15 protein-coding genes and 1 pseudogene are annotated in these 21,974 nt (G+C 61.4%); 11 read left to right on the forward strand and 5 right to left on the reverse strand.

Going from position 1 to position 21,974, the window contains the following annotated elements; all coding sequences use genetic code 11:
- Nucleotides 1-3 precede the first annotated feature (3 nt).
- The 5 genes from JYP50_RS11110 to JYP50_RS11130 all read right to left on the reverse strand — a co-directional run bounded on the left by JYP50_RS11110 (nt 4) and on the right by JYP50_RS11130 (nt 8,120).
- Nucleotides 4-1,284, reverse strand: coding sequence for a sigma 54-interacting transcriptional regulator (locus JYP50_RS11110; protein WP_206560590.1), 1,281 nt, complete (start codon nt 1,282-1,284; stop codon nt 4-6).
- A gap of 208 nt (nt 1,285-1,492) precedes the next feature.
- A complete protein-coding gene (locus JYP50_RS11115) occupies nt 1,493-4,159 on the reverse strand; it encodes an ExeM/NucH family extracellular endonuclease (protein ID WP_206560591.1) in 2,667 nt (888 codons plus the stop codon).
- Between the two features lie 145 nt (nt 4,160-4,304).
- Nucleotides 4,305-5,417, reverse strand: a complete 1,113-nt coding sequence (locus JYP50_RS11120; RefSeq protein ID WP_241263045.1) for a serine hydrolase domain-containing protein — start codon at nt 5,415-5,417, stop codon at nt 4,305-4,307.
- A gap of 140 nt (nt 5,418-5,557) precedes the next feature.
- Complete coding sequence (locus JYP50_RS11125; RefSeq protein WP_206560592.1) at nt 5,558-7,516, reverse strand: alkaline phosphatase family protein; 1,959 nt, start codon at nt 7,514-7,516, stop codon at nt 5,558-5,560.
- A 103-nt stretch (nt 7,517-7,619) separates the two neighbouring features.
- The gene (locus JYP50_RS11130; RefSeq protein WP_206560593.1) at nt 7,620-8,120 is read right to left on the reverse strand and encodes an Lrp/AsnC family transcriptional regulator; all 501 of its coding nucleotides are present in this window, start codon (nt 8,118-8,120) and stop codon (nt 7,620-7,622) included.
- A 99-nt stretch (nt 8,121-8,219) separates the two neighbouring features.
- On the opposite strand from JYP50_RS11130, the gene JYP50_RS11135 reads away from it, so the two are divergent.
- The 11 genes and pseudogenes from JYP50_RS11135 (at nt 8,220) to JYP50_RS11185 (ending at nt 21,950) form a co-directional block, all read left to right on the forward strand.
- The gene (locus JYP50_RS11135; protein WP_206560594.1) at nt 8,220-9,452 is read left to right on the forward strand and encodes an aminotransferase class I/II-fold pyridoxal phosphate-dependent enzyme; all 1,233 of its coding nucleotides are present in this window, start codon (nt 8,220-8,222) and stop codon (nt 9,450-9,452) included.
- A gap of 576 nt (nt 9,453-10,028) precedes the next feature.
- Nucleotides 10,029-10,250, forward strand: coding sequence for a helix-turn-helix domain-containing protein (locus JYP50_RS11140; RefSeq protein ID WP_206560595.1), 222 nt, complete (start codon nt 10,029-10,031; stop codon nt 10,248-10,250).
- A complete protein-coding gene (locus tag JYP50_RS11145; RefSeq protein ID WP_206560596.1) occupies nt 10,243-11,499 on the forward strand; it encodes a type II toxin-antitoxin system HipA family toxin in 1,257 nt (418 codons plus the stop codon). Before JYP50_RS11140 ends, JYP50_RS11145 begins: the two co-directional genes overlap by 8 nt.
- Nucleotides 11,500-11,824: 325 nt before the next feature.
- Complete coding sequence (locus JYP50_RS11150; protein WP_206560597.1) at nt 11,825-13,585, forward strand: type I restriction-modification system subunit M; 1,761 nt, start codon at nt 11,825-11,827, stop codon at nt 13,583-13,585.
- Nucleotides 13,578-14,807, forward strand: a complete 1,230-nt coding sequence (locus tag JYP50_RS11155) for a restriction endonuclease subunit S (RefSeq protein WP_206560598.1) — start codon at nt 13,578-13,580, stop codon at nt 14,805-14,807. Before JYP50_RS11150 ends, JYP50_RS11155 begins: the two co-directional genes overlap by 8 nt.
- A 21-nt stretch (nt 14,808-14,828) precedes the next feature.
- Nucleotides 14,829-17,897 carry a type I restriction endonuclease subunit R gene (locus tag JYP50_RS11160; RefSeq protein ID WP_206560599.1) on the forward strand — a complete coding sequence of 1,023 codons (3,069 nt, stop codon included), beginning with the start codon at nt 14,829-14,831 and terminating at the stop codon, nt 17,895-17,897.
- A 13-nt stretch (nt 17,898-17,910) separates the two neighbouring features.
- Nucleotides 17,911-18,627 (forward strand): YgjP-like metallopeptidase domain-containing protein, encoded by a 717-nt coding sequence (locus JYP50_RS11165; protein ID WP_206560600.1) that lies wholly within the window; start codon nt 17,911-17,913, stop codon nt 18,625-18,627.
- 555 nt (nt 18,628-19,182) lie between these two features.
- Nucleotides 19,183-19,446, forward strand: a complete 264-nt coding sequence (locus JYP50_RS22270) for a transposase (RefSeq protein WP_431311300.1) — start codon at nt 19,183-19,185, stop codon at nt 19,444-19,446.
- Between the two features lie 278 nt (nt 19,447-19,724).
- Complete coding sequence (locus JYP50_RS11175; protein WP_241263048.1) at nt 19,725-20,060, forward strand: UxaA family hydrolase; 336 nt, start codon at nt 19,725-19,727, stop codon at nt 20,058-20,060.
- A pseudogene (locus JYP50_RS11180) lies at nt 19,976-20,185 on the forward strand (IS3 family transposase); the annotation flags it as partial. The gene JYP50_RS11175 and the pseudogene JYP50_RS11180, both read left to right, overlap by 85 nt.
- 283 nt (nt 20,186-20,468) lie before the next feature.
- Nucleotides 20,469-21,950, forward strand: coding sequence for an amidohydrolase family protein (locus JYP50_RS11185; RefSeq protein WP_206560602.1), 1,482 nt, complete (start codon nt 20,469-20,471; stop codon nt 21,948-21,950).
- Nucleotides 21,951-21,974: the final 24 nt, after the last annotated feature.

A 21,974-nucleotide genomic window follows, 5' to 3' on the forward strand; every position in this document is an offset into this window, starting at 1 on the left:
CCGTCACTCCCCGTCTTGCGCCGCCAGCCTGAGCCGCTTGTTGTAGGTGGGCACGGAGACCCCGAGGATCGCCGCGCGGGTCTTCAGCTTCGCCGCCATGCCCTGTATCTCAAGCTGTTGCAGGATTATTTCGCGCGCGCTGTGCACAGGATCGGAACAGTCGACCTCGAGGTTATCCACCCAGCGCGCCACCACTTCGCCCACCGGTTTCCAGTTCATGTTGTCTGCGCGCTGGGTGTTGCGCGCCTCAATGCCCGGGAGCCAGCGCTGCACGTTGCGGGAGGTGGTCCGCAGGCGCTTCGCGGCCCTGGCGGTCTGCCCGCCACAGCGCGCCAGCACCGCCAGCACAATTTCATCCTCCAGCCAGGTACCCAGGGGTTCCTCGCCACCGGTATCCAGGACGTGGTGCACCGCTTCCGCCAGCCGCTGCTCGAGTTCCGACCGCGCGGAGGGCCGATAGTCGCCGGCGTGGGACAGCTCGCCGCCAAAGCCGTCCAGCAGGGGCTGTACCACGGGGGATTCACGGACGTCCGGCGAACCATAGAGCCCCAAATCGGCGGGACTGATCCAGCCCCCCCCATCGGCGGATTCCAGGGCGCGCACGATGCGCTGGCGCATTTCGCTGATATTGCCGTCCCAGCCGTGACCGAGCATGGCCTCCTCCGCCTCCGGGGTGAAACGCGGCAACCCGACACCCCGGTCCTCACACTCCTGCCGCAGGATCTTATCGGCCCAACGCAGTACCGCGCGCTGGCGCGCGCGAATGGGCGGCACCGAAATCGGGTAGCCAGCAAACACACTGCCCAGGCGCTCATTGAGCTGTTGGTTGCGGATCAGGCGCTCAATGGCGTCGGGAAACAGGGCCACGTACTTGGCCCGCGGCAGGGTGCGCGGGGGCTTGCTGTCCAGCAGGGTGCGCGTGGTCAGTTGCCGCGCCAGGCGCTGCTGGGCATCGGAGCACATCAGGTGGGGGTACTTGAAGACCAGCGTGCCGCCGGTGCATTCGCGCAGCGCGCTGTCGATATGCCGATTGGCGGCGTCGCGGTTGCGGAATTCCCTGCAATCAATGATACGCATGCCCGCGGCTTCACCTCCGGCGGCCTCGTGCACCACCCGGGCCACGTACATCTTGCCGGTGCCGCGGGCACCGACAATGGCGATCGGCAGGTCCGTCTTGGCGAGGAACACCGCCCGGTCCACCGCGCCTTCCATATTGTCCAGCACGTAGCCCGAGCGCTGGTCACACCGCTCTGTCCTGATACCAATGGCCCTGTCTGCCGCCACGTTGCCTCTCCGGGCATCTCGTCTGCCGAGGTGCGGTACCGCCGCGCTTCCCCGATTCAATTATTGTCGTCTCCCGGGTCGCCGGGAGACACCAATATAGGGAGATCAAGGGCAGATATCCAGCGCCGGCGGGAACCCGGGGCGACGCCGGCGATGAGACCGGCCACCGCGAGGGCGGTCGCCGGGGTTTCGGCCCCGGCGGGCTGGGCTAGTGATTGTGGAGAATGGCCCAGAGCTCCCACAGGTTTTCCACCCAGGCCTGGCGGCGCCGGTGATTCACATAGGCGACGCACTGGCCCTGGTTGCGGAAGGCTTCGCCGTCCGCGGTGCGCAGCTCGCGCCAGCCACCGCGCATGCACTCGCGAAGGGTCTGCGGGGTGCCGAAGAGGTTCAGGCCCACCAGGACCGGGTCGTGGTCGGAGCTGCGGTAGGCATCCGCCGCGTACAACCCGGCCTGGGCGGGGGACTTGTAGCTGGTGTCGTAGTCCAGGATGTCGGGTTCGTCGGCGTTGATGTGCCAGGCGGCGGCCCCGGCGACGCGCCCCGCCAGTGCCGCATTGGCCAGGGCGTGGTCGAGGTAGCCAAACTGGCCGTCGAACACGTAGCTGTAACCGAACTCGCCCTGGAACCGGGCCAGCAGGTCCTGGTAGCCGGCATCAACCAGGGCCGCGACCGGGTCCTCCCTGTCGTAGGCATTGAGATCGCCGATGATCAACACGTTGCCGGCGTCCTGGCCGGTGGGATCCGCCGCCAGCCACTTCGCCAGCGCGATCGCCGCGTCGGTGCGGGTCCGGTTGCAGTTGCCCTGGCCGTCGCCGAGATCGGGGTCGCCGAGATCATCGCAGTCGGAGCCCTTGGACTTGAAGTGGTTGAGCGCCACCGTCAGCGCGCCGCCATTGCCGGCGATAAACGTCTGGGCCAGGGCGGGGCGGTTCTTGCTATCGAGGAAATCGGGGTCGACCGCGGTATCGAGCACGGCAAAGTCCCCCCGCGGCTGCACGCTGCGCGGCTGGTAGATGAAGGCGACCTTGATCGCATCCTCGCCGATGGTCCCGGTTTCCAGCGCGGCGTAGCGCTCGTCGCCCAGCGCCGCGTTCAGGGCTGCGACCAGGTCCGCCGCCGCCTCGCCGTTGTCATTCTCGATTTCGATCAGGCCGACGATATCGGCGTCCATCGCGGCCAGGGCCGCCACGATCTTGTCGCGCTGGCGCGCCAGCTCAACGGCATCGTCGGCGCCGCGACACTCCAGGCCTCCGTTGGGGCCACAGCTGTCGGTGCCGTCATCGAGGCTGGTGAAATAGTTGAGCACGTTCATCGACGCCACCTGTAGCGAACCGCCGACCTCCGGCAGCGACGGCCGCGGGTTGGCGGCGACATAGTCGGCCCCCGCGGTCGGCTGCACGCGGTAGGCGTTGAAGCTGTAGTGCATGACACCGGTCAGGCCGCCGACCTCGTCGCCGCCGCGGAAACGGTTGTCCAGGGCAAAGGCCGCGCCGTTGGGGTGGCGGTTGAACGCCGGGTTCTCGGCGCTGCTGCCGTCGTCCAGCAGGATGCGGCTGCGCCGGTTGCGGTCCGCGCGCATCTCGTAACCGTTGGAGCCCGGCGCCTCCACCGCGGTGGGCGTCATGGCCCGGGGTTCGCCGCCGGCGGGCAGGGCGAGCACGATTTCGCCGAAACGGTCGTAGTTGTAGTACTCACTGATCCGCAAGGCCTGGGGGAAAGTCACCCGCATGCCCTCCAGCGCCTCGAACTCGCCGACGCTCGCCACAGGCAACAAGCGCTCCCGCGGCGCCGGCAGGCTGTTGCCGGATGACAGCACTGCCACGGTGGCTGCGCTAATCTGGGTCATGCCGAAGTATTCCGAGGCAGTGCCAACCACCCTGACCAGATCGCCGGGCACGACGTCCACGGTCCCGCTGCCGTCGAATACGAACAGGCCCTCGGAAGTGGCGTCGTCACTGTCGTAATCGGATTCCTCTTCCTGCAGGAAGAAGCCCCGCAGGTCGCCGGCGTCGGCGCCGCCGTTATTCTGGAAATCCCCCACCACCAGGGCCTCCACCATGACCTCGGTATCCGCGAGCGGCGTGGACTCGCCGTCGCCCTGGATTTCGTGGATGTAGTACAGCGCGGCGGGCTCCGGCTCCACCGGATCGTCGGGCTCGAATCCGCTGAGGACGCGGATATTCTGGGCCACCAGCGCCTCGTCGCCGCCGTTGGTCCGCGCGACCAGGCTCAGGGTCAGGGTGGCCCCCTCGCCGGCAATGGCGGCGCGGAAGGTCTGCAGGGCGTTGGTCAGGACAGTGTCGTCCAGGGTCAACGGATCGTTCAGGGTGAAGCTGTCGCCATCGGCCAGGGTATAGGTGTGGCTGGCGTTTTCGTCGGCCACGGGCTTGAACACTGTCACCGGCGATCCGCCGTCGATGGCGACCCGCCATTCGAACAGGTCGTCGCCCTCGAAGTCCCCCATGGCGCCCATGTCGATGGCGATGCCCAGTTCGGTGGCGCCACTGATATCGAAGGCCCAGGTGGCGACGACCGGACCGCTGGCGTCGTCGTTGACGGTATCGCTCACCCCGAAGAAGGCATTGAGGTTGCTCTCGTCGATGATCCCCAGGCTGTCGCCGGAATACGACAGGCTATCGTCGAGCACCGCAAAGGGAATGCTCGGCGACACACCGCGCTGGTAGATCCCGAAACCGTCGGCGGGGCTGGAAAAGGGCGTGGCCGGGTCGTTATGGAAGCTGATGCGCTTGCTGTTGGCGCTGCCCACGAGGTCGAAGGCCACCACCGTTTCCTGGGCCTGCGCCGCGGCGACCTGCGCCAGTCCGGCCAGGCCGGCGGCGATGCCGAGGTAGAGCTTATCGTTTGTCTGCATGGATAGAGGTCCGCTGGTCTGCTGCATGGGGCCGCCCCGGATCGGGCGAGGTGTCGAAACTCCCCCCATTGCATCACCGGCGCGTTAAGGGCCGGTTAAGGGACCGTGACCAGCCGGTGAAGTTTTCGCTGCCAAACGAATGAAGTCAGCGCTCGCTATCAAAAGCCTTGAGCACTTCCCGGGTCAGGTCCCAGCGATCAAAGCCCTGCTCGCCGTAATCCAGGCCGCGGCGCACGATCACCACCTCGTGGGACGGCACCACCACCACGAACTGGCCCCGGTTGCCGGCGGTGCTGTAGGCGTCCGCCGGCACCTCGCCCTTGCGCGCGTCCGGCACCAGCCACCACTGGCCACCGTAGAAATTGCCGCTGCCGGCGGTGGCCGGAGCGGGGCTGCGCACGAAATCGATCCACTGGGGGGAGACCAACTGCTCGCCCTGCCAGCGCCCGTTTTGCAGATGGAGCTGGCCGAAGCGCGCCAGGTCGCGGGCATTGGTGTAAACCTGGCTGCTGAGGATAAAGTCGCCGAAGCGGTCGGTGCCGAGCAGGGTGTTGCGCATGCCCAGCTTGTCCAGCAGGGCGCGGCGCGGGAAGGTGCGGTAGGCGGCCTCGCCCAGCGCTTGTTTCATGGCGTAGACCGCCAGCAGGGTATCGTAATTTTCGTAGTCCCAGAAACTGCCCGGCGCGCGCACCAGCCCCCGGTCCAGGGCACCGGTGACGGAACTGGCGCCGGCCCAGTAGGCGAGCCCCGAACCGGTGGCGTATTCCCGGCCAAAACTGTCCACGGGGTACAGGCCACTGGACATGTGCAGCAGGTGGCGCAGGGTCACGGCGCCGCGCGGGTCGCGATCGGCCGCGGGCAGGGCCGGCTGCCAGGGCAGATCCAGCGGCTCATCCAGGGCCAGCTGGTCGGCGTCCACCAGCATGCCGATCAGGGTCGCGGCGATACTCTTGGCGGTGGACCAGGTGCGGGTGCGGGTGTGCATGTCAAAACCCGGCGCGTAGCGCTCCAGCACGATGCGCCCCCGGTGCAGCACCAGCAGGCTCACGGTGTCCTGCTCGGGATTGTCGCGGTCAAAGGCCCAGTCCGCCGCGGCACTGAGCGCGGCGCCATCGACTGCCCGGGGCAGGGGGGCCGGCGCCACCGCATCGCCCATCGGCCAGGGGGTCGTTGCCGCATCACCGGGGGGCGCGGGCACTTCGGCTCTTGCCCCGAGACCGTGGATCAGTAGCAGGGCGCTCATCAGATACTTGCGCAAGCCGGTTGTCCTCCATTGCGACCCGGGTTTGGCCAACGGTGGCGGCCGCCGGGCTGTATTCCCTGCCCCCGCCCTACCGCATTCGGATCGGGGGCGAGTGCCGCAGTCTAACCCGGGACGCGTGGCGACGGCACGTCGATTCAGCGCCAGCGCGATTCCGCTTCGCGACGGCTGAAGTCGACCTCGCCGCCATCCGCCAACAGCTGGCAAATACGCCGGGGCACACCGTCGTCGTCCAGCTCCACCAGGCCGACGCCGCAGCCATTGAGCAGGCGCCGGCCGTGCGCGGTGCCCTCCGGTTTTCGCGGAATCACGCGCATCCGCCGACGCCGGGTCAGCCAGTTCAGCGGCGAGCGCGGGTGGTAGAGCCAGCGGTTGGCGCGGTCGAGGATCGCCAGCAGGCGCCGCGGAAAGGTATTGCGCAGGCCGCTGCTGCAGATTTGGTAGATATCCGGCCCCCGGGTGCGCCCCCTCAGCTCTACATCGTAGACAAAGGAATAGTGCACATCCCCCGAGAGGATGACGAAGTGTCCCGGCGTTCGCGAGTGCCGGAAAATGTTGAGGATGGCGCTGGCGGCCCCCTTGTGGGACATCCAGTTTTCCGCGTCCACCATCAGCGGCTGGCCGAACCAGGTGAAAACGCGCTGGATCACCTCGATCAACTTGACGCCAAAGATGGGTGCCGACGACACCAGCAACACCGCCGGCAGCCCGCGCAACTCGTGTTGCAGGTCGGTCAGGGCTTCCCAGTCCATCAATCCGGAGGGTTTGCGCGCGGCGGATTCGGAACGCCAACGGTGGGTGCGGCAGTCGGCGACCACCAGGGGCGGTGTCGTGGGCCAGTGGTAGTGCCACTGGTCGAAGCGCTGCAGGTCGTGCAGCAGCGCGTCGTGGTCCTCGCCGCCCGGGGCGGCCAGGGTCCGCTGCACTCGCTGCAGTAATTCCTCGTCGAAGGCCTCGGGGTTGTTGCCCCAACCCTGGCACAGGAGGTAGGCGAGCAGGGCGTTGCCGAGCACCCGGCTGGAGAAGGGATTGCCATAGGCCGCCTCTTCCCAGGCCCGGCTCAGGTTCCAATCGTCGGTGACATCGTGGTCGTCGAAGATCATGGCGACGGGGAGGTGGGCAAACAGCCGCTGCACGCGGTGCAGACCGGCGGCGAAATCCGCCAGCGCGGCCTCCTCCTCGCGGTAGCGCGCCTGCTGCCGCGCGTCGAGCCCCGGCGGCATCGCCGGCGTGGACAGCTCCCACAGCGCCGGCGACCACACCAGCAGGTACATGGCCAGCATCTCGCCCAGGGTAATCAGGTGGTTGTGGGCATTGACGGTGGTGAACACCGGTTTCTCCACACCGCCGAACAGCGCTTGCAACGGCGCGAGATTGCGCCGGTGGCGGGGCAGCAAGGCCTCGCGGCGGTAGTAGCAATCGGGGTGTCGGTACAGCGCCGCCGCGCCCTCGACCGCCACATCCACGCCGGCTCCCGTGAACGGCTCATCGGGTAGGCCGAGCAGGGGGATCACCCGGTGGATGCGCCGCAGCAGCGGTCCCGCCACGTCGTCGGCGTAGACCTGGTCACCCGACAGCACCAGGGCCGAGGGCCACTCCGGCCGCGCGTCATCCCGCGCCTCGCTCCCTGCCAGTAATCGCTCCAGCAGGGCATCGGCGGCCAGCAGGCCATCGCCCCCGGGATGGTGGGGTTTACGGCAGGAGCCGTGCAGAATCGAGCTCACCCGCGCGGGCAGCTTGAACCCGGGGCAATCCCGGCCGGGATAATTGAGGGTATCGACCAGCCCCGCGCAATCCACCCACGCACCGCCGGCGTCCGCCAACTCGAGCCGGTAATCAATCCATGTGTCGTCGGGCAGCTCGCCCCCGGGCTTTATGTCTACCAGCACAAAATGCAGCCGCTCGCCAGCGCTCTGCAGGCGACACGCCGCCGTACCCGGCTCCAGTGTGTAGTGCTGCGCTCCCGATTCCGCCCACTGCAGGGTCAGGCGTATGCCGACCGGCTGCCGCAGGGCCAGCCACAGGTTCAGCCGCCGGGGCGTCACCCGGCGCAGCAGGGGGCCGGCCAGTATCAGCGGGAGATCCTGGGATGACATCGCGTGTCGCGCGCTTCCTATTCGACCGTGTTCCCGCGGATAGTAGCGGTGAATGTACCCGCGGCGCTACCGGTGTGCCGGGACACCGCTGCGCCGGGGCGAATCACACCGGTTCATCCTGCGGCATCGGGCCCGGCGGAAACTCGCGTGCGCTACCGTGCCAGTGCCCGAATATCAGACCGGTTTCGAGGTGTTCCACCTCGGGACGCGTGGTCAGTGCGTTCATCGCGAAGTCGCGCAGCCGGCGCGAGTCCGCAACCCCCACATGAATCAGGAAATCGTTGGCCCCCGAGGTGTGGTACAGGTGGAACACCTCCGGCAAGCCCAGCACATAGGCCTGGAACGCCGCCACGTCCCGCTCCCGGTGGCGACCCAACCTGACCGATATCAATGCCTCGAGCCCGAGGCCCAGCGCGCCCGGGTCGACCTGCGCGTGGTAACCCCGCAGCGCGCCGAGGCGCTCCAGCCGCCGGGTGCGAATCAGGGTGGTGGAGGGCGCCAGGCCGACCTGCCTGGCCAGGTCTTTGTTAGTCAACCGCGCATTGTTCTGCAGAAGCTTCAGAATGCCGCGATCCGCCTCATCTAATTCGGAATAATCATCCATATCAAAATTATATTCTGACTGCACATAAAGCACAGAATAAAAGCTAGATTGTCATGATTAAATCAATAAATGGGACTCAGTTCCCAAGGAGGTCACCCCATGCCCACACAGGATCCCATCGAAGCCCTGGCGGCGGTACGACACGAGTTCGGTGAACACGGCGGCGTCAACATGTCGATCGAAACCAGCGCCACCTACACGGTGCTGGACCCCGCCACCATGCCGGACATCTTCTCCGGCCGCGCCGGGCCCGAAACCGGCGGCTGCTATCTCTACGGACGCCACTTCAACCCCACCGTCTACCAGCTCGGGCGGCAGCTCGCCGCCCTGGAGGGCACCGAGGCCGCCTACTGCAGCGCCAGCGGCATGGGGGCGATCTCCGCGGTGATCTTCGCCCTGTGCGGCGCCGGCGATCACGTGGTGGCGGGGAACGCCATCTACGGCGGCACCTGGGCGCTACTGAACGACTTCATGCCCGCCAAAACCGGGGTGACCACCAGCTTCGTCGATGCCCACGACAGCGCCGCGGTGCGCGACGCGATCACCGACAAAACACGGCTGATCTACGTCGAAAGCCTGTCCAACCCGACGCTGCGGATCGCCGATATTCCCAGCCTGGCAGCCGTGGCCCGGGAGGCGGGCATTCCCCTGGTGGTGGACAATACCTTCGCGCCCATGGTGTTGAGCCCCACGCGGCTCGGCGCCGATATCGTGGTGCACAGCCTCACCAAATTCATCGGCGGCGCCTCCGACCTGATCGGCGGGGCGGTCTGCGCCAGCCGCGACTTTATCGGCCAACTGATGGACCTGCACACCGGGCCGCTGATGATCCTGGGGCCGACCATGGACCCGCGCGTTGCCGCCGCGATCAGCCTGCGGCTGCCCCACCTGGCGCTGCGCATGGCCGCGCACGGCGAACGCTGCCTGCTGCTGGCGCAGCGGGCCCAGGCCCTGGGGGTTGCGGTGACCTACCCGGGCCTGGAGAGCCACCCCGACCACACCCTCGCCAGAGCGCTGAAACACCCCGAACTGGGTTTCGGCGGCCTGCTGACCATCGACGCGGGCAGCGCGGAGCGGGCGGCGGCCCTGGTGGAAACCCTGCAGAACGACGAGGACTTCGGCTATATCGCCGTCAGCCTCGGGTATTTCGATACCTTGATGTCCTGCTCGGCCTCCAGCACCTCCAGTGAAATGCCCGACGACGCGCTGGCCGCGGCGGCTATCGGCCCCGGCCTCGTGCGGCTGGCCATCGGCTATACCGGCAGTGCCGAGCAGCGCTGGCGGCAGCTGGAGAACGCCCTGCGTCGCTGCGGTCTCGCGAGGCCCGGCTAGCGCGCCAGCACGGTGGGCGGCGAGGTGGTTTTTGGCCCCCGCCCATGCCACACTCCACATTATAAGTTGTTTAAATTCAGCCAGTTAAGGCGAGCATGGCGATGCAGAGAGTGCGGGCCGACAATGCGGGGCCCGTTCGCTCCACCACCGACACAAGAAACCGCCCTAAGGGCGGTTTTCTGGAATACGGGCTTCCAGAATGGATACAGGAAACCCGCCATAGCCAGCACGACGGCACTCGAGTGGTCGCCTGTGGCCGCGCTGTATGGCTTCTATAGTGACTTTTCCCTCAAGATGCCCAAGACAGCGCTCTAGCGGGGATGGCCAGTACCAGAATGTCCGTCTGCCCTGACGCTTAGTGGGCTTTAGTGAAAATACCTACGAACTTAGTGGCACTTTTTACTAATTCTCGCGGAGCGGCCTCCCACGCCCCCACGTCTGCAACTGCAGGCGGGTCAAAACGGATTATCAAACCTGCGCCCAATGTTGACTGAGCATCATATATGAGTAATATTCAGCTTATATTGGATAAATTACTCATATATGGGCAGTTCAGGCAAAGTGATGAGGCCAAAGTTGGGCGACAACCTACTGGACTCACGTAAACGTAAGTTTCCGGGAGACACCCAGGCTGCGTTTGCCAAGCGGATCGGGGTTGGTCGAGCGACACTTCAGCGCATGGAGGCGGGCGATCTCAGTGTCTCCATGGACAAATATTTCGCCGCAGCGACAGTTCTCGGCCTCGAATTCAAGTTTGATGACCTTCTCAAAACCGACGTGAGCCTGTTCGATGAGTAAGCGGGCCAACTATGACGTCTACACCTCCCTTCCGACCATTGGTGTTATGAAGACGGGGGAATTGGTCATTGTCGATCAGGACGGCATCACCCAACGCTGCGCTTTTCGCTACACACCAGAATATCTGGCCACCCAGGGTTCCATTGCGCTGGACCCGGTGGCGTTGCCCCTCGGTGACCAGAACGAGTTTGACTTCGATTGTTCTGGCGGACGACCGGCATTACTTGATGACTACCTTCCGGACGATTGGGGGCGGAAAGTACTGACCCAACTCGCACTCTTTCGCGATAAAAGGCGCCTGAGTTTCAGAAGTGTCATCGACACCTTGGACATGTTGGAGGGTTCTGTTATCGGAGCCCTGTCCATCGTCCCAAAGGGAGAGGAGCCCTCTTTCACACTGGGCGCCAGCATCGATCGGCTACGCGACGCGGAATCTGCTGCCCAACACGTCGACGCGATAGACCAGAACACCGCGAACATTGATCATTTCTCCCTGCTTCACCTCGCGAATCATGGTTCGGGCGTGGGCGGTGCCAGGCCCAAAGCGCTCATTTACGACCGGGATCACCCCTTTTTAGCGAAATTCAATCGAATATCTGGCGCAGACCGGGATCTTTACAACAATGCGCGCGTGGAACTCGCTTGCTTATCCATGGCAAAGGAAGCAGGGATCGACTGCTTCGGTGGAAGAGTCGAGCCCGGCATTAACGGCAGAGAGGTGCTGCTACTGGAACGGTTCGACGTGAACGAGGATGCATCGAGAAACCACCTGATTACTATCAACGGCCTTCTCAAAATCCAGCGTAACCAATCTGACCTGGGTGAGGCATTCTCGTACGACCATATCTACCGAGTCCTGCAAAAGCACTCCGTTGCTATCGAGCATGATCTGAAGCAGCTGCTCCTGAGGATGCTGTTTAACCGTTCCATCAATAACGTTGATGACCATGAGAGGAACTTCAGTCTGATCAACAGGGGGCAGGGATACAGGCTATCTCCGGCCTACGATATGGTGCCCTCCCTGACCACCGGCGCTTACCATGCTGCGGCGTTCGGCTATCGTCCTTATCCACCAACACCTGCTGAGGCAGTAAAAGAAAAGAAAATCTTCGGGCTTAATCGCGCGGAAATTCGGGACTGTGCAGAGCAGGTACGACACGCCCTGGCGGACTGGTCGATGCACGCGGAGCATGCTGGTGTGTCGGAGCAGGAGACTGACCTGGTGGCAAAGGCCTTCCACAATCAGTAAAGAGAATGGATTTAAGCGCTCAATCTAACCCACCCTTCACTGACGCAGCAATAGCTTGCACGCTGCCCTCGTCCGTGTACCGAGTAGTGGCACTATGCCAAGGCAATTGACGTCCAACATCTGTTCAACCCAGTCCTTTCATTCAACAGTACAGCTTTCGGCTGAGCGGGGGGAGTGCACCGGTACCACATGATTACCGTGCGAGGCGCCCACAACCCATGTGCATACCGTCTCCGACTTCTGTAGTAAGCTCCCCCGAAAATGATCACGCTTTCGGCGCCAGTTTGATCAATTTTCAAGCAATCGCTGTACCTGGAACCAGTCAATGAGCCAAACAATCACCCTCCAACAGCTTGAGTCCTTCCTCTGGGAAGCGGCCGACATCCTGCGCGGCAACATGGATGCTTCGGAGTACAAGGACTACATCTTCGGCATGATGTTTCTCAAGCGCCTTTCGGATGCCTTCGAGGAGGCCCAGGAAGGCGTGGTCCGCTACTACCTGGACAAGGGTAAATCCGAAGGTGAGGCGCGAGAGCTGGCAAACGATGAGGACGAGTACGACAAGACCTTCTACATCCCGCCCGTGGCCCGCTGGGGGGCGCTGAAGGACCTCAAGCACGACATCGGCTCGGAACTGAACACCGCCACCGAGGCCATCGAGGAGTACAACCCCAGCCTGGAAGGCGTGCTGGTCTCCATCGACTTCAACATCAAGAACAAGCTGTCGGACAAGAAGCTGCGCGACCTGCTGAGCCACTTCAGCCGCTACCGCCTGCGCAATGCCGACTTCGAGCGCCCGGACCTGCTGGGTACCGCCTACGAATACCTGATCAAGATGTTCGCCGACAGCGCCGGCAAGAAGGGCGGCGAGTTCTACACGCCCTCAGAGGTGGTGCAGCTGCTGGTGTCCCTGCTCAAGCCCCACGCCGGGATGCGGATATACGATCCAACCATTGGGTCGGGCGGGATGCTGGTACAGACCCGCAACTACCTGGCCACCCACGGCGAAAACCCCGCCAACCTGTCCCTGTTCGGGCAGGAGATGAACCTGAACACCTGGGCCATCTGCAAGATGAACATGTTCCTGCACGGGGTCTACAGTGCGGACATCCAGAAAGGCGATACCCTGCGCGAGCCCCAGCACACCCAGCACGGGGAGCTGATGACCTTTGACCGGGTGATCGCCAATCCCCCTTTCAGCCTGAAGAAGTGGGGCAAAGAGGAAGCCGACAGCGATGCCTATGGCCGCTTCCCCTATGGCACCCCGCCCAAGGACGCGGGGGACCTGGCCTTCGTTCAGCACATGATCGCCAGCCTGAACGCCGAGGGCATGATGGGCGTGGTCATGCCCCACGGGGTGCTGTTCCGGGGCTCCAGCGAGAAGGCCATCCGCCAGGGCATTCTGAATAATGACCTGCTGGAGGCCGTGGTGGGCCTGCCTGCCGCGCTGTTCTACGGCACCGGCATTCCCGCCTGCCTGTTGATCATCAACAAGCAGAAGCCTGCTGAGCGTAAGGGCAAGGTGCTGTTTATCAATGGCGAGCTGGATTTCGAGGAAGGCAAGAACCAGAACAAGCTGCGCCAGCAGGACATCGAGAAGATCGTCCAGACCTTTGATGGCTACACCGAGGTCAAGCGGTATTCCAGGGTCGTCAGCCTGGAGGAGATCGCGGAGAACGACTACAACTTGAACATCCGTCGCTACGCCGACACCAGCCCGCCGCCGGAGATCTTCGACGTGCGCGCCATCCTGCACGGCGGCATCCCGGTGCGGGAAGTGGAGAGCGAGTATATCCGGGAAGAAATCCTAGAGGACTTCGATGTATCCACGGTGTTCGTTGCGCGGGATGCCGACTACTACGACTTCCGTCCCCAGATTGACAGTAAAGAGAAGATTCGGGAATGGGTCGAACGCCATCACCCGACCGCCATGGATGGCGGAAGTGCCGATAATGCAGGAGCAATTATCGGCCAACTGGAACGTTGGTGGGAAAAGTACCGGGTGTCGCTGCACGAGCTGGATGCGCAGGTGGCTGAGGCCGGGAATGTTATGAAGGGTTATCTGAAGGAGCTGGGTTATGAGTGAAACGGTTCCTGAGGGGTGGTCATCGTCAACCATCAATGACACATGCGACGTCCTCGATTCAAAACGAATCCCAGTTAATTCGCAAGACCGCGCACTCCGTCAGGGTATTTATCCTTACTACGGTGCGAATGGCGTACAGGGCTATATCGATGACTTCATTTTTGAAGGTGAGTATGTTTTGCTGGCCGAAGATGGGGGATACTTTGACGAATGGGATTCACGTCCCATCTCTTATCTGGTTGGCGGGAAGTTTTGGGTTAACAATCATGCCCACATCTTGAAAGCTAAAGATGGGCATGAAACCAGGTACGTACACTACAGCCTCGTTCACAAGAACATTCTCAAGCATATCAATGGTGGAACACGCTCCAAGCTGAACCAATCAGATATGCGCGAGATCGAGTATCTAACACCCCCACTCCCCGAACAAAAGAAAATCGCCGCCATCCTGACCTCCGTCGATGACGTGATCGAAAAAACACGCGCTCAGATCGACAAGCTAAAAGACCTGAAAGCCGGCATGATGCAGGAGTTGTTGACCAAGGGGATTGGGCCGGGCGGTACTCCGCATACGGAGTTCAAGGATTCGCCGGTGGGGCTGATACCAGTAGCGTGGGACGTAGATCTTCTAGACAATGTGGCTACTCGAGGCAGCGGTCATACACCCAGCAAATCTAAACCCGAATATTGGAATGGCGGAGTAGATTGGGTGTCACTATCGGATACCAAAAACCTCGATCGTTTATACATTACATCCACTTTCAAGCAGATTAGTGCTTTGGGAGTGATGCACTCATCCGCTGTTATTCATCCGGAAGGCACAGTTGTACTTTCTCGGGATGCGGGCATTGGGAAAAGTGGAATTCTTACCAAGGAAATGGCCGTAAGTCAGCATTTCATCGTGTGGCGATGTTCTGACCAATTACATAACCACTTCCTGTATTACCTTCTTCAGTTCTGGAAGCCAAAATTCGAATCTATCGCCATAGGCAGTACAATAAAAACGATTGGATTGCCTTTCTTCAAAAATCTTTACGTTCCCATTCCGCCTTTCCCTGAGCAAGAAGTCATAGCTAATTCACTTCGGTCAATTGACCGTAGAATTTTCAGCTTGGAACGGAAGCAAAATGCCATCAATGCTACCAAGAAAGCCCTCATGCAAGACCTCCTAACCGGGAAGGTTCGCGTCAACGTCGATAACAAGGAGTCAGTTGCTGCCTGATTGCCAGGCAGCCAACCCATCATGTTTCAGGATGAAACCGAAAAAGTCGAACAGCCCGCCATCGCGCAGCTGAAACGCCTCGGCTGGAGCTACATGCCCGGCGCGGCACTGGCCCCGGCCCTGCCCGCAGACGGCGCACCGACAGGCGAGCGCAGCTACTACCGCGATGTGGTGCTGGTACAGCGACTCGAAGCCACCGTGCTGCGACTAAACCCCTGGATCAGCGACGAGAACCTGCGCAAGGTCGTGCGCGAGCTCACCCACCCCAACCACGCGGGCCTGATGGAATACAACCAATCCATCCACGACTTGCTGGTGAACTACCTCTCGGTGGAGCAGGATCTGGGCAACGGTCGCAAGGGGCAGACAGTCAAGGTCATCGACTTCGATAACCCGGCCAACAACGAATTCCTCTGCACCAACCAGTTCAAGATCGAGGGCCTCAACCAGAACATCATCCCGGACATTGTCTGCTTTGTGAACGGGCTGCCCCTAGCGGTGATCGAGTGCAAGTCCCCCTACATCGCCGATGCTATCGCTGAGGGCATCAACCAGTTGCGCCGCTACGCCAATCTGCGCTTTCCCGAGAACGACGAGGGCGCCCAGAAGTTGTTCTGGTACAACCAGCTGATGGTATCCACCTGCCGGGACCAGGCGCGAGTCGGCACCATCAGCTCCAGCGCCCAACATTACGGCGACTGGAAGGATGCCTACCCCCTCACCGATGCGGCGATTGCCAGGATGTTGGAGCCTACTGAGCCACAAAGAGAAGTGCAGGATGTGGCCTCGCCCGTGTGCTATGCCGGGGAGTTCGACACGGCTCCGGCCATCAACGCCCAACAGCGCCTGCTGGCCGGCCTGTTCAACCCCGCCGCCTTCCTCGATGTCATCCAGAACTTTATCTTGTTCGAGCCGGTGGACGGTCGTCTGATCAAGAAGGTGGCACGCTACCAGCAGTACCGGGCGGTGAACAAGGTGATTCAACGCCTCAAGCAAGGCACCACGCGCAAGGAGAAGTCCGGGGTGGTCTGGCACACCCAGGGCTCCGGAAAATCCCTGACCATGGTCATGCTGGCGGTGAAGATGCGCCGCGACCCGGAGCTGCAGCAGTACAAGCTGGTCTTTGTCACCGACCGCACCCAGTTGGACGGCCAGTTGTCCAGCACCTTCCGCGACGCCCAGAACGAAACGGTCCACAACGCCGGTTCTGTGGCCGAGCTGAAGACCCTGCTGAGCCGGGATGCCTCCGATATCGTGACCGCCATGGTGCAGAAGTTCCAGGACGCGGAAGCCGAGAACGACTTCACCGACCTGAACCCCAGCGACAAGATCATTGTGCTGGCGGACGAGGCGCACCGCACCCAGTTTGGCAACCTGGCGGCCACCATCAACGCTGCCCTGCCCAATGCCCCCAAGATCGGCTTTACCGGCACCCCTCTGCTGAAGACCCAGAAGATGGACCAGGCCTTCGGGGGCTATATCGATCAGTACCGGATCAATGAGGCGGTGGAGGACGGCGCCACCGTGCGCATCATCTACGAGGGCCGGCGGGTACAGACCGATGTGGTGGGCGACTCCCTGGACGCCCTGTTCGACGAGTACTTTGCGGACGCCAGCGACGAGGAAAAACGGGAAATCAAGAAGAAGTACGGGGTGGAACGCGCCGTGCGCGAAGCCCCCGCCCGGATTCGCTGGGTGTGCCTAGATTTGCTCAAGCACTACCGGGAGAAGGTCCAGCCCGATGGCTTCAAGGCCATGATCGTGGTGGGCAGCCGCCACGCCGCCACGGTGTTCAAAAAGACCCTGGACGAGCTGGAGGCGCCTCTCTCCGAGGTGATCATTTCCGGCCGCCACAACGATGAGCCGGTGTTCGCCCCCTACACTGACGCCAAAGAGCACAAGAAAGCCATCAAGGATTTCGTTGATCCCCAGGGCGCCACCACCTTTGTAATCGTCAAAGACATGCTGCTGACTGGCTTCGATGCCCCCATTGCCCAGGTGATGTATATCGACCGGGGCCTGAAGGATCACACCCTGATGCAAGCGATTGCCCGGGTGAACCGCAACTACAAAGGCAAGGCCTGTGGCTACGTGGTGGACTACTACGGCCTCTCGGACCACCTCACCGAGGCCCTGGAGCAGTTCAGTAGCGATGACGTAGAAGGCACTTTCTACACCCTGAAGGACGAGATCCCCCGCCTGAAGGCGGCCCACACCCGCGTTGCCGTAATCTTCGGCAATGTGAAGAGCTCCGACATCGACGATTACGTGCTGGCACTAAAGGACGAGGACATCCGCCAGCAGTTCGAAATAGCCTTCAAGGCCTTCGCCAAACAGATGAACGTGATCCTGCCGGATGTGGCCGCCAAGCCTTTCATCCCGGACCTGAAACTGTGGGGCAAAGTCCAGAACGCCGCCCGCAACCGCTATCGCGATCCCGGCCTGAACATCAGCGACGCCGGCGCCAAGGTCCGCAAGCTGGTGGACGAGCATATTATCAGTACCGGGGTAGATCCCAAGATTCCCCCGGTGGATCTGATGGCGGCCAACTTCCGGGAAACCGTGGAGCAGATCAAGTCCCCGGAATCCCGCGCCTCGGAGATCGAGAGCGCCATCAAGCACCACATTACGGTCAACCTGGACGATGACCCCGAGTACTACAAGTCCCTGAGCCTGCGCCTGCGGGACATCATCGAGAAGACCAACGGCAAGTGGGACCAGCAGCTGGAACTGCTGCTGCAGATGGTCAGCAACCTCGAAGCCGAGCGCAAGCAGGCCGCCAACGACCTGGGACTGAGCGAGACCGAGTTCGCCTTTTACAACATCCTGATGGCCGAGGTGACAAGCCATTCAGGTGAGGACAGCATCAGCGAGGCCGTCCATGACGAGATCAAGGCTACTAGCCAGAACCTGGTGGCGATGTTCGACGAGGCGACGCAGATCGTGGACTTCTTCCACAAACCGGACGAAATGAAACGGATGAAAAAGGCCATCAAACGGGCAATCCTGGACTGTAGCTTTGCCGACAAGGCCCTGGTCACCGTGGTGCAGGATCGCTTCATGGACCTGGCGAAAAACCGGTTCAAATGAGGGGATCACCCCAGTGACGGCCAGGCAGCCACAAGCGGAGTACCGGGAAGGCCGCGGCTTCATTGCCGAGGTCATCCGCACCAGCCGCCGCAAATCCGCCGACATCCGGGTGGAAGACGGCGCCGTGTCCGTGGTGGTCCCCACCAACACCACCACTGAGCGGATCGACCAGCTGCTGGCCGCCAAGCGCCGATGGATCAAGGAAAAGATCGCCCTGCATCGAGAGCAGGCGCCCCCCTCTACGCGCCGCTTTGTCTCGGGCGAGGCCTTCAGCTATCTGGGTCGAAATTACCGACTAAAAGTAGAGACTGGCAACTTCACTCCAGTGAGGCTGCTAAACGGTCGCCTGCTGGTCACCGTGCCCTCGGGTAGCCAGCAGCACATGGTCCGCAACGCCCTGGTGCGCTGGTACAAACGCCAGGCCGAGCACAAGCTAATCGAAAAAGTGACGCGCTTCGCGCCGCAGGTCGGGGTGGAGCCAACCGGGGTGGGTATCAAAACCTTCCGGTCACGCTGGGGAAGCTGCACGGCCAAGGGCAAACTGGAGTTCAACTGGCGAATCATGATGGCGCCGAACCGGATGGTCGACTACGTCGTCATCCATGAACTCTGCCACCTGATACGCCATGATCACTCCCCGGAATTCTGGCGGGAGATAGGCAGGGTGATGCCGGAATACCAGGAGTCCCGGGAGTGGTTACGGGCGAACGCGGCAACCATGAACTTCTAGGTTGAGTGGGGCGCCGCTTTGCCGGGTTTCCTACTGCCTTTGGGTGCTGACCGATGGGGGAGGGCCGGAAAGCCAGAATAAGGGCGGTTTCATCCAAAGAAACCAGCCCTTATTGGTCAAAAAACAAACAAATCTCAGTATGTGTATCTACTTAACCAATTGAAATATAACGATTTATTATAAATCGACTTGGTTGAACACTGTGCGAAAAGTTCATTTTCAATGAGAACCCACACCCAGTGTAGGGCCGGACATAAGCTGTCCGCACCGCCTCCTTGTTTGTTGGTTTTGGACGTATTTATAAGAAGAAGATTTTTGGCCTACTGGCGCATAAAGACGGCATTTTCTTCTATTTTCGCATAACTTTGCCCCCAACATCCCCACACCCTTTAAATTGTAATCCTCCCATTTATAAGCGCCCATTTGAGTAGAGGGTTATGCAGCCTTTAGCAGCTGCGCTGGAGGCAGTGCTGGGCATCATTACGCGCAATTTCTACACATCTGATCCACAAAGCTGGATACCGGCTCAAGGACAGGGCGACCGGCGCAGTAACCCTGATCCAGCGCTTCGGATCTGCTCTCAACCTCAATATACATTTTCACATCTTGTTTCTGGATGGCGTATACGTCTTTCGCGACACCCGACCACCTCGGTTTCAACGCATCAAGGCACCGAATAAAGACGAGCTGGAGGATCTGGTTCAGCTGATCAGTCAGCGCGTAGGAGGTCGCTGCCTGGTACCGCCAACCAGGGCACCACCCGAGAGGTTGCCGCTTTTCGCTTGGGAGGAGTCCGCGAGTTCACGGTTCAATCAGTAGGGAAGCCACTGAACAACAGATGGCACGGGTTCCTACGCGCCCCGTGCGGGAATGACCGGAATAGATCTGCGACAAGGGCGCTACAAGTGTGATTTCGAGATACTCAATGACCCTAGAGTACCATCTTTGGGTATGAGACCTGGAGGATGCGAGTCGATTTCTTGCCAACAACCCATTTATATTGCTCATACTTGCCTGACTGTCTCCAAGGCGACGGATTTGGCACCGCAGCAGGCGTAGTATCCGGGGGCGATCGAATAACTCTGGAGTGCCGCACCATGGCCAGCCCGTATATCGAGTTACACAGTAATGATGATGTGCTCATTACCACCCGCGATGTTCCCACGGGATCGGAACTGGGTGCGGACACCCTCACCAAAGCGGACATTCCCTCCGGGCACAAGGTCGCCCGTCGCGCCATCGCCAATGGCGACCCGGTGCATCGCTACAACCAGGTCATCGGCTACGCCAGCGAGGACATTGCCCCGGGCAGCCATGTGCACACGCACAACATGGCGATGGGCGAAGTCGCGCACGACCACGCCTGCCCAGTGACAATGGCCCGTGCTACCTGTCATCCGATCTGGCTGATTACCTGCAGGACCAAGGCATGACACATACACGCGGACGCCCTTACCATCCGCAAACACAAGGCAAGATCGAACGATGGCATCGTTCGATGAAGAGCCAAATCCTGCTAAACAATTACTACTTCCCGACGGAACTGGAAGAGCAGTTACAGAACTGATGAGCTAGCTGTTTCTTAAATCAGGCGAGTCTTGGTCCGGATATCTTTGACGACGTACAGCCATCCGGGTGATGATGCGCTCCGCTAACCCGCTTCAGTCGACCTCCAGCGCATATCGGCCTATAATCGTTTTTTGCTGAAACAGTTGTATTCACTATTACCGGTCATCGCGAAACCAGTTTTAACAAGGCCAGTGTTCCTCCACGCTACAAGTCAAAAGCCCAAGCGCTCTCCTTGCTTTTGGGTGTCTGCTTTCCTCGAAGATGTGAAAATCATGAAAACGCTCTCTTTGCCAAGATGGTTAACCGCACTGGCACTGATCCTTGCCATGCCCCTCGGCGCATCAGAGCCCTATGACCTGGTCATAAAGAATGGCCGCGTGATCGACCCGGAGACGCGACTGGATGCGCTGCGACATGTTGGTATCAATGGGGGAACCATCGTTCAGGTGGCGACCGACGAGTTGCAAGGCAAGCAGGTTATCGACGCCAGGGGGCTTGTTGTTGCTCCCGGGTTCATCGATGTACACAGTCACACCCCGACATTGCTTGGCCAGCACTTCAATCTCCTCGACGGCGTTACGACGCAGCTCGATCTCGAAGCGGGCGCCTTTCCGATCAGTTTCTACGGCGAGCACTATGCGGGCGGGGCGCAGTTGAATTACGGCGCCTCTGTCGGTCATTTCGCGATACGCACCAAAGTCATTGAGGGTAAAGAACAGCCCTATATCTTTGAAGGTCACAAGCCCGCAAAAATGGGTGGCGATGCGTGGGTCCAACAAGCCAGTCCAGAGCAGATCGAACAAATGCGACGACTCATACTGCAGGGTCTCGATGAGGGTGGGCTGGGTATCGGAGTGCTGCTCGACTATATGACAGCCGCTGTGTCCAACGCCGAGTTGCGGATGCTGTTTGATGTCGCCGCTGAACGCAGCGTGCCGATTTATGTGCACGTCAGGCGCGGCAATGCCGGCGACCCCGCGGGGCTTCTCGAGGTTGTCAATCTCGCGAAAGAGACCGGTGCACCGCTGTTTGTCTGTCACATTACTCACAACGCGATGCACGGTATCAAGAACTGGCTGGCGATAATCGATGAGGCCAATGCCAGTGGGGCGAATATTGCGACCGAAACCCTGTCTTACGCGGCCGGCGGCACCAGCATCTCTGCCGACGTGTTCCGGCGTCGCGACTGGCAGAAGATCTTCGACATCAGCTATGAGGACGTGCAGTGGGTAGCGACCGGCGAATGGCTGGCCAAAGAATCCTGGGAGCGCTATGCGCAAGAGCAGCCCTCCGGGATGGTCAATCACCATTACGTAAAAGAGGAGTGGTTGGTCACCGCCTTGCAGTGGCCCCGGATGATGATCTCCACAGATGCCTTGCCGGCGCTGGACCGGGACGTGCTGACCAATCCCAACGTGGCCGGCACCTTTTCGCGGGTACTCGGGCACTATGTGCGTGATACCGGTGTGTTGTCGCTGCCCGATGCGCTGGCGAGAATGAGCCTGTATCCGGCGCAGTGGATGGAACAGGTCGCGCCGGTATTCAAGCGAAAGGGGCGTCTGCAGCCGGGCGCCGATGCCGATCTGGTGATTTTTGATCCCGACAGCGTGGCCGCCAGGGCCGACTATGGTACGCCTTATCGGCCCTCGGCTGGTATCGTCCATGTCATCGTGGACGGGCGCCGGGTGGTTGAAAACTCAGCGCGTGTGGAAGGACGCTACCCGGGACGCAAGCTGCTTTCCCTGTCGCCGTAATGGCGCAGGGCAGGCGTCGATCAA

Origin of the sequence: Parahaliea mediterranea (genome assembly GCF_017255185.1) — a bacterium.
Classification (GTDB): Bacteria; Pseudomonadota; Gammaproteobacteria; order Pseudomonadales; family Halieaceae; genus JAFKCZ01.